Annotated in this window: 14 protein-coding genes; 9 read left to right on the top strand and 5 right to left on the bottom strand. The window is 42.2% G+C overall.

The genetic code is table 11. The annotated features are described in order from the left end of the window. From smpB to CH373_RS11860, 5 genes are all read left to right on the top strand, one after another. Positions 1–486, top strand: coding sequence for an SsrA-binding protein (gene smpB / locus CH373_RS11840; protein WP_100713315.1), 486 nt, complete (start codon positions 1–3; stop codon positions 484–486). A gap of 4 nt (positions 487–490) precedes the next feature. Further along, complete coding sequence (gene der, locus CH373_RS11845; RefSeq protein ID WP_100713314.1) at positions 491–1,870, top strand: ribosome biogenesis GTPase Der; 1,380 nt, start codon at positions 491–493, stop codon at positions 1,868–1,870. Further along, entirely contained in the window at positions 1,867–2,511 is a 645-nt protein-coding gene (gene plsY, locus CH373_RS11850; protein WP_100713313.1) for a glycerol-3-phosphate 1-O-acyltransferase PlsY, read from the top strand. The genes der and plsY overlap by 4 nt, the downstream gene beginning before the upstream one ends. A 72-nt stretch (positions 2,512–2,583) precedes the next feature. Next, on the top strand, positions 2,584–3,300 hold the full coding sequence (locus CH373_RS11855; RefSeq protein WP_100713312.1) for a hypothetical protein: 717 nt from the start codon (positions 2,584–2,586) through the stop codon (positions 3,298–3,300). A 71-nt stretch (positions 3,301–3,371) separates the two neighbouring features. Beyond that, complete coding sequence (locus CH373_RS11860) at positions 3,372–3,584, top strand: hypothetical protein (RefSeq protein ID WP_100713311.1); 213 nt, start codon at positions 3,372–3,374, stop codon at positions 3,582–3,584. Positions 3,585–3,704: 120 nt separating this feature from the next. On the opposite strand, the gene CH373_RS11865 is transcribed toward CH373_RS11860, so the two are convergent. Beyond that, complete coding sequence (locus CH373_RS11865; RefSeq protein ID WP_125169945.1) at positions 3,705–4,070, bottom strand: hypothetical protein; 366 nt, start codon at positions 4,068–4,070, stop codon at positions 3,705–3,707. 201 nt (positions 4,071–4,271) lie between these two features. Here CH373_RS11865 and CH373_RS11870 point away from each other — a divergent pair, with 201 nt between their 5' ends. Continuing rightward, entirely contained in the window at positions 4,272–4,802 is a 531-nt protein-coding gene (locus CH373_RS11870) for an LIC20153 family lipoprotein (protein WP_125169943.1), read from the top strand. 27 nt (positions 4,803–4,829) lie between these two features. Here CH373_RS11870 and CH373_RS11875 read toward each other — a convergent pair whose 3' ends face one another. The 3 genes from CH373_RS11875 to CH373_RS11885 form a co-directional block, all read right to left on the bottom strand. Further along, positions 4,830–6,032 carry an MFS transporter gene (locus CH373_RS11875; protein ID WP_100713357.1) on the bottom strand — a complete coding sequence of 401 codons (1,203 nt, stop codon included), beginning with the start codon at positions 6,030–6,032 and terminating at the stop codon, positions 4,830–4,832. 227 nt (positions 6,033–6,259) lie between these two features. Continuing rightward, entirely contained in the window at positions 6,260–7,303 is a 1,044-nt protein-coding gene (locus tag CH373_RS11880) for a serine/threonine protein kinase (protein WP_100713308.1), read from the bottom strand. A 43-nt stretch (positions 7,304–7,346) separates the two neighbouring features. After that, complete coding sequence (locus tag CH373_RS11885; protein WP_100713307.1) at positions 7,347–9,170, bottom strand: motility associated factor glycosyltransferase family protein; 1,824 nt, start codon at positions 9,168–9,170, stop codon at positions 7,347–7,349. A 76-nt stretch (positions 9,171–9,246) separates the two neighbouring features. Here CH373_RS11885 and CH373_RS11890 point away from each other — a divergent pair, with 76 nt between their 5' ends. Genes CH373_RS11890 through thiH form a run of 3 tightly spaced genes read left to right on the top strand, consistent with a single transcriptional unit; the run spans position 9,247 to position 13,980 of the window. Continuing rightward, entirely contained in the window at positions 9,247–12,039 is a 2,793-nt protein-coding gene (locus CH373_RS11890) for a chromosome segregation SMC family protein (RefSeq protein ID WP_100713306.1), read from the top strand. Positions 12,040–12,047: 8 nt separating this feature from the next. After that, a complete protein-coding gene (locus CH373_RS11895) occupies positions 12,048–12,869 on the top strand; it encodes a thiazole synthase (protein WP_100713305.1) in 822 nt (273 codons plus the stop codon). Continuing rightward, positions 12,850–13,980 (top strand): 2-iminoacetate synthase ThiH, encoded by a 1,131-nt coding sequence (thiH, locus tag CH373_RS11900; protein WP_100713304.1) that lies wholly within the window; start codon positions 12,850–12,852, stop codon positions 13,978–13,980. Before CH373_RS11895 ends, thiH begins: the two co-directional genes overlap by 20 nt. A 7-nt stretch (positions 13,981–13,987) precedes the next feature. On the opposite strand, the gene CH373_RS11905 is transcribed toward thiH, so the two are convergent. Beyond that, a complete protein-coding gene (locus CH373_RS11905; protein ID WP_100713303.1) occupies positions 13,988–14,281 on the bottom strand; it encodes a Cys-rich protein in 294 nt (97 codons plus the stop codon). Between the last annotated feature and the right edge of the window lie 19 nt (positions 14,282–14,300).

Genomic DNA, 14,300 nt, shown 5'->3' on the forward strand with positions numbered 1-14,300 from the left:
ATGGGAAAGAAGAAGGAAGCGGAAAATCAAGGTCCTCAACCTCTTGTAAACAAGAAGGCAAGGTTCAATTTTGAACTGATCTCTTTTATAGAGGCGGGCATAGTATTATCCGGTTCGGAAGTAAAAAGTCTGAGGGAAAAAAAGGCAAACCTTACAGACGCATTTGCCAAAATAAAAAACGGCGAAGTCTTTTTGGAAAGCTTCTCAATTACTCCCTACAAAAACGGGGGATATGCGAATCATCCGGAAATTCGACCCCGCAAATTGCTTTTACACAAAAAGGAAATAGATAAGTTAGAACGCCAAGTAAAAGAGAAAGGTTTGGTATTGGTCGCAACCAAAATCTATTTCAAAGATCGCAAATGGGTAAAGGTGGAACTTGCACTCGCAAAACCTAAGAAACTGTATGATAAGCGCGAAGACTTGAAAAAGAGTGACGCAAAAGTAGAAATCGCCAGGGCTTTAAAAGCCAAAAATTATTCTTAAAATCATGTCATTAAAAAATTCTAATGTTCCGGTGGTCAGCATAGTCGGCCGCCAAAATGTGGGGAAGTCCACATTATTCAACGCCCTACTGAAAAAGAAGCTCGCGATTACGGAAGATTATCCGGGAGTTACTAGAGATGTATTGCAGGCTAGGGTTTTGCATCCAGAAAAGGGCCTGGACTTTTTTCTTTGCGATACTCCCGGTTTGGATATAGAAAATCCGGACAATCTGAATGAGGCTGTTTTAGAGAATGCTTTTCGACAGTTGAGAAAATCTGACTTGGTAGTCTTTCTCTTGGATTTTAGAGAAGTGACTTACTTTGATTCCAAGCTCATTGAAATATTCAGAAAAGATGAAACGTTAAAGGATGTTCCTGTTCTATACTGCGTGAACAAAGTGGACACCCCCGAAGACGAAGCGGATTTAGAGGAGTTCTATAGAATGGGACTTCCTGAGATTCTGCCCATTTCCGCAACAGGGCGTCGGAACCTGGCCTTGCTACTCGAGAAGATTGCCTTTCTGCTTCCAAAAGCTATACGCATTATTGGGGAAGTGCAAGATCCAAAAGATTTGGAAAAGAGCGAGTATGACATTCGGCTTGCGATTGTTGGTAAACCCAATTCCGGAAAATCAAGTTTATTGAATGCAATCTGCGGCTATGAGCGTGCTGTTGTGAGCGAGGTTGCTGGAACAACTAGAGACTCTGTGGACACACTTATCCAATTTGATGGAAAGAAAATTTCAGTGATCGATACGGCCGGAATTCGCAAGAAATCAGATAAGGCCGAAGCATTAGAATTCTACTCGTACCAAAGGACAAAGAAGTCGATCCAATCTGCGGACGTAGTCGTTCACTTGTTAGATGCTTTAAAAGGATTCGGGGATTTTGACAAAAAAATCGTCTCATTATTGCAAGAGGAAGGTAAGCCTTTTCTAGTCGCCGTGAATAAATGGGATCTTTTGCCGGAAAAGGATTCCAAATCCTTTGTAGTATATAAGAAAAGATTGGTTGAAAGGCTTCCATTACTCAAGGAAGTTCCCATCATTACTCTCAGCGCGAAAGAGAAACTAAGAGTGCATAAGCTCATGGAATTAGCATATGACTTGGCTATCCGATCTAAATGCAAGATCTCCACTTCGGAATTGAACCAATCTTTGCGCGGATGGATGCAGGAAGCAGCGCGTTCCTTTTCTGCGAACAGGCCTCCCAAGTTGTTGTATTGCACGCAAGTATCTGTTTCTCCCTTTCATTTGATCCTGTTCGTGAATCATACTGAAAATTTTAAATCGAATCTACTTTCCTTTCTTCGAAAGAAACTGACTGAAAAATACAACTTACAAGGGATTCCGATCCGATTCGATTTAAGGTCGGATCGAAAATGAACGGAATCTGGCTGGCCTACTGGGCGCTCTCTTTTTTTGTAGGAGCGATTCCATTCGGATATTTACTCGCAAAGCTATTTGGCGGAGTGGATATAAGAAAGAAGGGCAGCGGAAACATCGGTGCGACAAACGTGACCCGCTTGTTAGGATGGAAAGTAGGACTTCCTGTTCTGCTTTTAGATATAGGAAAAGGTGCGATCGCACCGCTGGTCGGAATCTACTTACTAAAAACCGAATTCGCATTTGTCCCGTTAGTCGCCGGAGTGCTTTCCGTTCTTGGTCACATGTTCTCTCCTTTTCTTCTTTTTAAGGGGGGAAAGGGGGTTGCTACTAGTTTCGGAGTATTTTTAGTCCTAACTCCTTTTCCGGTTTTGGTAAGTCTTTTTGTTTTTCTAGTTTTGAAAAAAGGATTTGGATTCGTTTCTTTAGGTTCTATCGGCGGAGCGATTGTACTTCCTATTTCGTATTATTTGTTTTCTATATATTCCATAATAGAATATGAGGCAATTACGTTTTACGCGATTTGTGCAGTGAGTTGTGCGATTCTATTTTTACATCGAACGAATTTGGTTAGGCTCTTTAAAGGAAGAGAATTGCTTTCCAATAAAGAAAAGTACGGGGACCAGAATCTAGACGAGTAAGGATAGAAATCCTACTCTTTTCATCTTGTAATCTAGTTAAGTCCGTGATAGGATTTCTTACGTTCGGCGCTTATGATTCAAAAAGAGATCGATGAGAATAGAACCAGAGAAGAGAAAATTCGGAGTCTAGACGAATTTCTGACCTGGCATCCGAAATTAGAAATCCAAGATTTTTACAAATGGCTCTACTTCGGTGAATTCGGAGAAATTGCTGTCCAAGAGTTTTACTCCGAACGCAAGAACGCTCCTACCCTTCACTCTATGTTGCAGGAGCTCCAAAACGAGTTAGAAAGCGAAAGCCTGAGAACAAGGGTCTGGGAACCCTTGGGATTCAGCCAAAGATATATCAAGGTCTATCTGACTCCTTATTTCAAATTGGAATATCCTCTGATGAGGATCGTGAATCTGATGCAGAGATCCTCTGCGTTTCAGGGATATCGGATGAGATTCAAGTTGGATTGGATTTTGTTAAAGGACGAAATCGTTTCCAGAAACATAGGATTTACCAAACAAGAATTCATCAATTTCGAAGATAGGATCCAATTCCACCAATTACCTGAACTGGACTTCTCTGATACTTTCAAAAAGGAATATCCCGCCTCCAATCGGATCGTTGCGGCCAAGCTGTTTTTCGAATATTTTCCTGAGTTTGCTCAAGAGAATAAAGGCTTTCGGTTATTCGATGACGTATTGCCGAGTTCTGTGGAGAAAAAAGAAGATGAATTGGAGATTTTGGCGGCAGAAGAAGACGAAAAGAGCTATTCCAGATGGGAAGGCGAAGCTCTATAAACTACGAAATTCAGGCTTTACAATCCTGCTAGAATGCGCTAGACTTTGCGAAAAAGGAAGATTCGCAGAATATGATGAACGAAATTAATGCAGCAGGGCAGGATAACCGAGCTGCAAGACAATTTTCGCAGTCTGAATTTACTGTCCGAAATATGCCGGATCGACTGCACCCTCTTACGAATTTAGAAAACGTAGTCACAGGACCGAAAAATATAGCGAAGGTGGGAGTAAACACCGACGATCAAAAGGTCAGACGAGGTTATCTGATCGATCTGAACGCTTAATACAAACTCTGTTACAAAGTTTTAATATAGTTCAATTAAATTCTCTAGTTTTCTCAGATGTTACCCTAGTTTGTCCTTCGGTAACATCTGAGTTTCAGTTCAAACTCCGATTTCTCTCTCCTATTTGTTTTTTCCAAACATCTGAGCAACTTTTCCGCCTAGAAGAGCAAATCCAGGAAGAACGATCACCACTGCTATCGCTAACCAGATAGGATGCTTAAAACTGAGTAAATTCATAGCGCCTGCTGCGAGAAAGATTCCTGCTAAGATCGCTGCATTTCTGATTCCTGTACTGGAATCCAAGAAGACACCTAAGAACCCACCGACAAACGGTCCGACTGAATAAGAAACGATCAACATAACAAATGCACCTGCCGAAACAGAGGAAATAAATGCCTCCATTTGGGTCGGGTTACTCATATCCAGTCCTGGCGGAGGAGGGAACATCATCATACTAAGATACTGAACAGCGGATATTAAAATCATTCCGACTATCAGTGATCCGATTAAAACTAAAATTGAACGTACTATAGGAGGCATGCGACTAAAATTAAGAAAGCATTCAGTTTATCGCAAGCTTGAAATTAATCTGGATCAATAAAGTTCGGCAGGAACCGCTTTGGAACGAAATAAAACTCGAGAGGTCTACCTTTGTATCCATCGCAAAAGGGTTGTTAGATGCTAAGAGTGCGATCAATACTAATTCCTGTTTCCATTGCAATATTAATTGGAAATTGTAAAAAAGAGGAACCTGTAGTAGATAACGGTTTGTCCCAAATATTACAGATTGTCGGTGTAGGAAACTGCTTGGTGCAACTTCCTCAAATGCCGATTACGGCAGTCGATCGTACTTTAGCAGTAAAAAACGGAGGCAAAATTCCGTTTATCTGGAAGTCAATGCCAATGGCAGATCATCCGGTTGCATTGATCGAAGTGCAAAATGTTCAGGATGGAGATATTATTACTTTTAACGAAATTGATGTTGTCAATAATCCGATCTTTAACGACCAATCTCCTACTATTTATGCGGCGAGTGATTGTCCTTTAAGCCAAGATTCTACCTTTGATAATTCCGTGGAGGTAAGGTTTAATAAGTCCGGATCAGATTCCGGACCTTATGTTTATACGAACAATCAATCCCCCGGAACCTATTTCTTTTTGTTTCACATTTATGTAGAGGGGACGAAGCCTGCCAACGCAACTGTAGAATTTCGTTAAGTAGACTCTAGTAACTCCAGACTCCCATTAAGAACGAGAAGTTGCTTCAACAGCATGCGGTAATTCTTCTGCTTTTACCAATTTTCTCCAAAATGGTAAAATGAGGATGACCAAGAGAATTTCCAGAAACCCGAAGATGAATGCCGTCGCTTCCAATCCTGTTGTTCTTCCGTAACTTGCCGTAAAATTTCTTTCTATTGCGACCGAAGCAATCGGACCGAGTAAGAATCCGAACGACCCAAAGCCTGTGAATCCGGTCATTACAAGCGCAGTCAGTCCGCTAGGGCAAAGTGAAGATGCCAATCTCATTGCAGGGACATACATGATTCCGGCTCCGATCCCGCATCCTACGATTGAAAAAATAAGAAGAGATTGGTCCGAAACAAATCCTGTCATCGCTTGGAATGCTCCGTACACCAAGGAACCGATCGCAACGAATAAAATACTGCCCTTCTTCCTAGACAAAATTGCAGAAGGGTAAGAGAGCGCGCTCATTAATAAAAACAGAATGCTAAAGACCAAGCCCACTTGCCCTGGCGTATAACTTAGGTCTTCCCTTAGATGAAGGTTGAACGTACTTAAAAAATATCCTACAGTGAATCGATCCAAGAAGTGAAATAAAAAAGGAATCATCAGTAGCGGAGAAAGTCGAATAGCAGCCCGAATCCCAGAAAATGAAAAATCCGGACTTTGGACAAGTTTCCAGTCCTTTAAAAATAGAAGGGCAGCGATTCCTAAAAATACGAAAATAATTGCGCCTAAATAAAAAGGCAAAAGCGGGTTCTTGTTTCCGAGAAACCCGAGCCCTTGACCGACTCCACCGCCTAACGTGAGTAACATTCCTCCTAGTCCGAAAAGGATTCCTCTTCGAAAGTAGTGGCTATTCGGATCATTTTCTCGATCGGAAAGTGAAGAAAGTAATAATCCGATTACGAAAATGTGAGCGCCGCCTTCAAGAAATCGAATTAAGAAAAGCGAGCTGAGGTTTGGCGCAAGTGGAAGTAAGGCTAAGAGAATGCCGTCCAGTATCGCAAAACCACCGATCAAATATCTTCTTGTTCCAAGTCGATCCGATAAGTATCCTGCAACTGGAGAAAAAATAAAAGAGCCGAGCATTGCGGCGCTCTGAAACCAGGCCACGCCATAGTTGGTTCCACCTAGACGATCCTTTACGATTTCCTTAAATACCGGCACGATCATAGTGACCGGAAGCATCGCAAAAAAGATCATGCAAAGATTTGCGATTGGAAGAGAATGTGCACCCGAAAATTTTTCCCGAAAGAGTCTGTAAGAGCTTCGTATAGAATTTGGCAATCTATCCTCTTGGCATTGAATTCAATGTCTTTTCAGAAAACTAGATTCGATTTTTCGAATCCTTATTCGTCAATGTTTCACTGAAAGAATTGAGAGTCAATCTCGATGGAGGACTAATGTGGGGATTTACCCCTTGGAATCTTTTATTCCATGTCCCAAAAAAAATCTTTATTCGTTAGTTCTTCTTTCTTGTGTTCTAGAAATTCTTCCATCTGCATAGGGATTTCTTTTTGTATCTGCGCATTCAATCTTTCCAAGTCGGCGGTTTCTTTTTCCCAATATTCATCTGTACCAAAATGAGGAAATGCGTTTGGAAAAGAAGGATCATCCCAGCGTTTTGCGATCCACGCCGAGTAATGGATGTATCTGAGTCCTCGCAAAGGTTCTACTAACCGAAACCAGGAATCTGAAAATTCTCTAAATTCTCTGTAGCCAGCTAAGAATAGACCTCTCTCATAATCCGCCCTTGCATCTCCAAAGGGAAGAAGCATCCAGAAATCTTGCACTGCAGGCCCGGTTACGAAATCATCAAAATCGATAAAGCAGAAACTATCTGGAGTTTGTATCAAGTTTCCTTTATGACAATCTCCATGAATTCTATGTATCGGAACTTCCTTTGAGTGTTCGTAGTATGTCTGGAACAATTGATTCGCAGCAGATTTATACCGGTCTTGCAGCGATTTCGGAATCCACTGATCACCAAGTAGGAACTCCAAAGGAATCCGACCGAAGTTTTGCAGATTTAATTCTAACCTATGCCTACACGGCTTTACTTCTCCCACATTGTGAATTCGGGCTAACAATCTACCTAAGATTGGAAGATCTGGTTCTGAAAGTTCTTCGGTCAGTCTTCCATTTTGTGCGGGCCATAACGCATAGTAAATCCCATTCACTTCTTGAAGTGTCTCGTTATTCTGAAATGGAATTGGGCAAATTACCGGAATTTCTGCTTCGGCTAGTTCCCGTAGAAAAAAATGTTCTTCGAGTATTTGCTCTTTGGACCATCTTCCAGGACGGTAGAATTTTACGATGAGTCTGCTTCCATCTTCTGTGCCAACGTCGTACACCCGATTTTCCAAGCTATTGAGTGCAAGGCATCGCCCGGTGACAGAAAATCCTGCGAGTTCCACAGCAGTTAGCACTGAATCAATATTCAGGCGATTGTAAAATTCCTTTCCGAGTTCCATGGTCCTAGCCTTTTCGCACCTTTAGAAATTGCTGAGAATGATTTTAACAGGCCAAAAGTTTTCGTCTCAAATTGCTCGATTCTTTGAGTACAGCCCCAAGGAATAAGTCCCTTTTTCTAGAGTCTTCTAGCTTATCCTTGTGCCTCAATATATAAACTTCCGTCTTTCTGACTAAAAAACGTAAATCTTCCCAATCCTGGATTAAATCTAGAAAATTTTCATGGATAGAGTCGTAGCTCTCTTCTTTTCTCTTTGGGTCAGAAAAGTAACTTCTTAGCTTTTCTAAAAATTGGGTGAGATCGGAGCGGAAATTTTCCGAAGTTTGGCTCGGGTTTTTTTCTGAAATCGTCCTCGGATTCCAAGGAGGTAGTTCCTTCCAAAACCATCCGTGATTCGGGAACTGTTCCAAAATAGCACTGGCATCCTGTGCGCTAATGTTTTGAACGTTCTGAATCCTTGCTCCCTGCGAATTTACGTTATACACAGGGTAGTCTAAACTTTTTGCGGATTCTTCGAACCAATGTCGATAGAGATCCAATACATAGTCGGTCAATACATTTCCACCGCTAACAGAGGGAACGAACCTAGTGTCTCTTTTTCTGACAATTGATTCATTAATCTTTTCTAAACTGTTTTTTCGAGATAAGAGGGTCAGCCATTTCTCGTTATGATGTGTTCCTGTAGAGTGAATCTCTCTTCCTGAATAGGCTAGGTCCTGACCGACTAAAAAGCAAGGTTGGCAGCCTAAAACCCTTAGCAGATCAAAAGCAGTGGTGGCTACGCTTCCACCTGATTGCACATCTCCGATTGCACCCAATATTCTTTCGGCGGTTAGACTTCCCGCAGTGGCCTCCCTTCTCAATTCTCCAGAAGCGTCCAGAATGTATTTCGCGGTCAAGCTATGTACTATGGATTTGAACTTTAAGTTTCGCAGGATAGGCGGAGAACTGACCAAGTCCGCAAATAGAGGAATTTCACTACAATTTTCTCCGAGAAAATGAAAGACAGAATGTGTCTGCGCGTCTAGAGTCATGACGCCGTCCGGGACGATTCCGTATTTTAGAAGTACTTTCAGAGAAGTATCGCAAGAAAGAAGGAAGACCTTCTCTCTGATAGAAAGAATCCAATCGCATTGCTTTCTGAGATCAGGTCCGGCTGATACAAGAAGAGAAGGCACTCCGGAAAATTTCCCTTTTAGGTGTTCTACTCTAGTTCGCGGAGAAGATTCTGAGAAAAAATTTGCAGTATTTACTAGACTATTCTTTACCCAAATCCTCTCGAATTCGAATTTCGTGAGCAAGTCGCTCATTTTAGAGGAAAGTATTTTTCTAAGCTTAGTATCAACTTCCGAGTAGAATAACTCGTCGATAGAAATGTTCGCCGCATTTCTCAAGATCCGAATTCCGGAGACTCTTTCCATCGGAAGAGATTCTACATAGTTCCAAAGAAGAGAGAGAGCTCCTTTCCCCAAGAAAAGATGTCTACCTGGCTGCTCTAAAATTGGCTCCAACCAATTTTCCCAAAGTGGAAAAATGGATTCTGGTTCGTTATCGATCAGTAAAAGAATCTGTCCTTCCGCGAGTTTGGAGTTCACTTCTCTTAATAAATGGGGATTTCCAAGGCCAAGAACCGCGACCAAATCGGTTGATAGTATTTTTGTTCCTTCCACTTGGCGGATTGCTTGGGTACGTGGTGAAACGGAACTAGCAAGTGCTCTTTCTCCGAAGGAAAGGAAATACTCATCCTGGGTCTTGGCCCGTCCTAACCTGAATCTAAGATGGATCGGAGGTTCTTCTCGGAAATACAGAGAAAGATAGGGCTTTTTCGCGAATATTTCTCTTGTTTTTTCCGGGAGATCGTGAGACATAATACTCCTAAGCATTCCAGGATCCGCCCGATTCTGGTCACTTGCAATCAATTTCCCAAAGCTACTAAAAAATAGAATGTACTTAAAAAGCCTGAATATTGTTGGATTCAAGACTTTCGCGGATGAGACGGAAGTTCTGCTGGACCCTGGATTTACCGCAGTCGTAGGTCCTAATGGTTCTGGAAAATCGAATATAGTCGATGCATTAAAATGGGTTTTCGGAGAAAAGTCCGCAAAAGGACTCAGAGGTGAAAAGATGGATGACGTCATCTTTCACGGTTCCGAAGCCAGAAAGCCCGCCGGATACGCCGAAGTCAGCGTAATCTTCGATAACGCCTCCAAGCTGATCAAGATGGATTATCCTACGATCAAAATCACTCGGCGTTTGTACGCAGACGGTAGTAATGAATATTTGATCAACGACTCCAGAGTGCAAAGAAAGGATGTTGAGAAAATTCTAATGGATACCGGTATCGGAAAATCCAGCTACTCTATTATGGAGCAGGGAAAAGTGGACCGAATCCTTCACTCCAAGCCCGAGGAGAGAAGGCTGATCTTTGAAGAAGCTGCTGGAATTTCCAGATTCAAGATGGAAAGGCAAGAAGCCCTCAAAAAGTTATCCGACACAAATCAGAATCTTCTTAGAATCCAAGATATCATTAATACGATGAAAAAGGATATGGAAGTAAAGGAAAAGCAGGCAGAAAAAGCTGAGCAATACTTCCAGTACAAACAAGAGCTGGATGAAACTGATAAAATTATCCGCTTCTTGAAATTCGATAACCTTACAAGAAAATTATCCGTTTCCGAAAACGAACTCCAAGAGATCAAAGAAAAAAACAGAGTGTTATTGGAAACGATCTCAGACGAAACCGGAAGGATAAACCAGCTCGAATCCGAAAAAAGCGACCTGGAAAAGAAGGTCGCAGAAATTGATAAGAAGTTATTAGATCATCTCACACAGACCCAAATACAAAAGGATAAGGTTGAAAATAATAAAAGAATCATACACGATTATCGAGACCGGATTGGAGATATTAAAGAATCCTTAACTAAGGAAGAGTCTTCTCTGACCATTCTACTTCTGGAAAAGGAAAATCTGGAGAGAGAAGCTGTAGAACTCGAGGTAGAGATCAAAAATCTGGAGAATTCTATATCCGGTCTTTTGAATGGAAAATCGGATCTGGAATCCAAGATCGAAAAAGAGAACGGGTCGATCCGGGAAAAAGAATTAGGGATTCAATCCAATGATAAGCGACATGTGGAATTGCGCGAAAGGTTAAAGGAAGTCATTTACGACCTAATTTCCCAGCTGGAATCCAGAAAAAGAGAAGCTTTGGAATCCGAAGAAAAGCGCAAGCAACTGAAGGAAGCCCTACTTTCAGCCGCAGATAAATTGCATTCTGGAATACTCTCTTTTCAAACCGGTCTTGGGATTGCAAAAGATTCCGGTGTACCTTCGGAGCTGGATTGTTTGTTAAGCGAAGTGGAAGGTCTGGAAACAGAAAATTTCAGACTTAGATTATCAGAATACTTCGAACTGGAAGACAGTCTTCGTAGCATGCTTTTTGACCGGGACGGATTCCTTTCCCAGAAAGAGGCTTTGGATCAAGAAATTGAAGATCTGATTTTAGAGAACGAAAATCACACTAGATCCATCAAAGAATCAGGACTGCTCATAGGGTCTATCCGTGAAGAGTTGGAGGAAAACCGAGAGCGGACGGTTTTTTTAGAAAAAAGAACCCTGGAATTAACTTCGGAAAGAAACGGAAAATTAGAAGCTTCTAAAACGTTTTCGGCGCGGATCACCGAAGCTGAGGATAGAATTCGTATCTCTAAGGAATCCATTCTGAATCTTGAAAATAAGAAATCGGAATTCGAAAAGGAAGTATCTGAATTAGAGCAACAGATCGAAACCAGATATAACGACTTCCTGCAGATGAGTAAGGCTCTAGACTCAGAAAAAGAGGCCCTACGCCAGATCGTAAAAGAAATCCAAGGTTTAAAGAACGAAATCCAGAAAAACCAGGACGACTATAAGAACCTTTTTCCGATTCTGACGGAAAAAGAAAAAGCAGTATCTATTTATAAGGTTCAACTCGAATCCTTCTCTGAGGAACTATACAACGACTATTCCATCTCGGAACAGGAACTCGCGGACGAATTCAAGGACAAGAAGTTCGAAAAAGGCGAGAGCGAATCCAAGTTAAAAAGACTCAAATCGGAGATTCAGCTGCTTGGTTCCATCAATCCTCTTTCGATTGATGAGTACAGAAATATCAAGGAAATATACGAACACCATCGTACTCAAAAAGAAGATATAGAAAAGTCAAAAGAAGACATTACGGAAATCTTAAAGAATATCAACGATGAGTCCGAGAAACTTTTCCGAGAGACTTTCGAAAGGATTCGGGAGAATTTCCAAGAAACTTTCTCTACCTTGTTCAACGGTGGAAGGGCTATGTTAGAACTCGTGGACAATGAGGATAACTTGAACGCCGGGATTGAAATCATGGCGGAGCCCCCCGGAAAGCATGTGCAGAATTTAAGATTGCTCTCCGGTGGAGAAAAGTCTCTCACCGCAATTGCGCTGTTATTCGCGATCTACATGGTAAAACCTTCTCCTTTCTGCTTTTTGGATGAAATAGACGCGGCACTGGACGAGGCAAACAAGCTCAGATTTTGCCAGATTCTGGATAAGTTCAAGGATAAGTCCCAGTTCGTGGTCATTACCCATGCCCAGTCGACGATACATCGGGCAAATTCCATTTTTGGAGTAACGAACGAAGAGCCTGGAATTTCAAAGATTATCAGTTTGAGACTCGAAGAAGCTAGGGACTTTGCCGGTAAAGTCGTAGAGGCAGTCTAATCCTAGAAATGTTGGATGAGAAGAATACCTCCGAAGACGAGCTGATAATCGCTGGTCGGAAATTTCAATCGAGACTGTTCCTTGGAACCGGAAAGTTTTCTTCGGGGAAAATGTTGAAAGCTGCGATCGAGGCCTCCGGAACAGAAGTGGTCACGGTCGCTCTTCGTAGAGTGGATCTTGATTCTTCGGAAGATGATACTTTAGCGCAGATCGATCGGTCCAAGTATTTGTTGTTACCCAATACGAGTGGTGCCCGAAACGCCGAAGAAGCAATTCGCTTAGCAAAATTTGCAAGAGAGCTGGGAGCCGGAAATTGGCTCAAACTAGAAGTCACTCCGGATCCTGTATATCTGCTTCCGGATCCGATCGAAACCCTGAAGGCGGCGGAGATCCTCGTGAAAGAAGGCTTTGTAGTACTTCCTTATATCAACGCAGATCCTATTCTATGTAAGCATTTGGAAGAAGTCGGCTGTGCGACTGTCATGCCTTTAGGATCTCCGATCGGAACAAATCAAGGGATCAGAACCAAGGCCAATTTAGAAATCATCATTGAACAGTCAAAGGTGCCCGTAGTAGTAGACGCCGGATTGGGCCAGCCTTCTCATGCTGCGGAAGCAATGGAAATGGGAGCGGACGCAGTGTTGGTCAATACTGCGATTGCAATCGCCAAGGATCCTGCTAAAGTAGCTTATGCGTTTCAGCTTGCCACAAAAGCAGGTAGGTTGTCCCGTAGATTTGGTGGTTCTGGAAAAGGAAGGACTGCGCAAGCTTCCAGTCCTTTGACCGGATTTTTAGAAGAAGAAACTCGCAATGTTCACGGACCTATTTGATGCGATTCCATTTGCAGAAGGAGTTCAACGAGTAATTTCCAAGACAAAGAATGAAGTAGAGGCAGCGCTTCATACTTCTTCTCTGGGAAAAGCTTTGTCCTTCGAGGAATATCTCGCACTCGTTTCCCCGAGTGCAGACTCTTACTTGGAAGAAATAGCCAGTCTTTCTCTAGACTGGACCAAGAAGAGATTTGGGAATACAGTATTCTTGTACATGCCGATGTATCTTTCCAATGAATGCAGATCTTCCTGCGTTTATTGCGGTTTCAGCTACGAGAACAAGATTCCGAGAAAAACCTTAAGCGAAGAAGAGATTCGACAAGAAGCATCAGTAATCGCGGAAAAGGGGATTCGCCACCTGTTGATCTTAACGGGAGAAGATTATTCCAAGACCAATCTAGCTTATATCAAAAATGCAGTTCGGATATTAAGAGAATTCTTTGAATCTATCTCCATAGAAATCTATCCTCTAAATCAAGAGGAGTACGGTGAGCTCTCGGTGGAAGGTGTAGAAGGACTGGTAGTCTACCAGGAAACCTATGACCCGCAGGTGTATTCCCAGTACCACTTACGAGGAATGAAAAAAAATCTTCGTTATCGATTGGAAGCGCCGGATCGCGGAGGCAAGGCCGGAATGAGAAGGTTAGGTCTCGGAGCCCTTCTTGGTTTAGCAAATCCTTACGGTGAAATGTTCAAATTAGGACAGCACGCAAACTATATTACAAAAACGTATTGGAAGAGTAATGTTCAACTTTCTTTGCCTAGGATGAGGCCGGCTGAAGGACATTTCGATAAGGTCGTTCCAGTTTCCGACCGAGAATTCGTTCGATTCTTATTTTCCATGCGGCTATTTTTACCGGATTCTGGGATTGCGATTTCTACGAGAGAAACTCAAAATCTAAGAGATCATTTAGTCGGTCTTGCCGCAACTCATATGTCTGTCGAATCTAGGACAGATCCTGGCGGATACTCTGGGGGACATGAACTCAAACAGTTCGAAACAGAGGATACTCGCAAGATTCCAGAAATCACGGAAATGCTACGACGCAAAGGAATCGATCCGGTATTCAAGGATTTCGATTCCTCTGTATTGTCTTGGAGATCTAACTAAAGAAGAACTATTTCTTATCTTTAGATTTGTAGGATGATACCAAGCAAGAATTAAATTCTGTGCATTGGTTTGCATGTTGCTCATAACAAGCTGAAACCGAAGGAAAGTTTTTCCGACATGTGTTCATGCAGCCTGCTTTCACTTTTGCGGCTTCGTCTCCGGCCAGTTTTTTCTTGGCTTGTTGCTCCAAACAAGTGGTGTAAAAATCACAGATTTGACCACAAGCAGGAGATTGAGCAAACAGGTTGGAATTTGTAAGGATCAGGAATCCGAAAACCAGGAATGGAAGGAATTTCTTCATAAAACTACCTGTATAGAAT

This window comes from Leptospira perolatii (genome assembly GCF_002811875.1).
GTDB lineage: Bacteria > Spirochaetota > Leptospiria > Leptospirales > Leptospiraceae > Leptospira_B > Leptospira_B perolatii.

Coding starts and splice junctions, on each gene's coding strand:
- smpB (WP_100713315.1), top strand. CDS start 1: ATGGGAAAGAAGAAGGAAGCGGAAAATCAAGGTCCTCAACCTCTTGTA.
- der (WP_100713314.1), top strand. CDS start 491: ATGTCATTAAAAAATTCTAATGTTCCGGTGGTCAGCATAGTCGGCCGC.
- plsY (WP_100713313.1), top strand. CDS start 1,867: ATGAACGGAATCTGGCTGGCCTACTGGGCGCTCTCTTTTTTTGTAGGA.
- CH373_RS11855 (WP_100713312.1), top strand. CDS start 2,584: ATGATTCAAAAAGAGATCGATGAGAATAGAACCAGAGAAGAGAAAATT.
- CH373_RS11860 (WP_100713311.1), top strand. CDS start 3,372: ATGATGAACGAAATTAATGCAGCAGGGCAGGATAACCGAGCTGCAAGA.
- CH373_RS11865 (WP_125169945.1), bottom strand. CDS start 4,070: ATGATTTTAATATCCGCTGTTCAGTATCTTAGTATGATGATGTTCCCT.
- CH373_RS11875 (WP_100713357.1), bottom strand. CDS start 6,032: ATGATCTTTTTTGCGATGCTTCCGGTCACTATGATCGTGCCGGTATTT.
- CH373_RS11880 (WP_100713308.1), bottom strand. CDS start 7,303: ATGGAACTCGGAAAGGAATTTTACAATCGCCTGAATATTGATTCAGTG.
- CH373_RS11885 (WP_100713307.1), bottom strand. CDS start 9,170: ATGTCTCACGATCTCCCGGAAAAAACAAGAGAAATATTCGCGAAAAAG.
- CH373_RS11890 (WP_100713306.1), top strand. CDS start 9,247: ATGTACTTAAAAAGCCTGAATATTGTTGGATTCAAGACTTTCGCGGAT.
- CH373_RS11895 (WP_100713305.1), top strand. CDS start 12,048: ATGTTGGATGAGAAGAATACCTCCGAAGACGAGCTGATAATCGCTGGT.
- thiH (WP_100713304.1), top strand. CDS start 12,850: ATGTTCACGGACCTATTTGATGCGATTCCATTTGCAGAAGGAGTTCAA.
- CH373_RS11905 (WP_100713303.1), bottom strand. CDS start 14,281: ATGAAGAAATTCCTTCCATTCCTGGTTTTCGGATTCCTGATCCTTACA.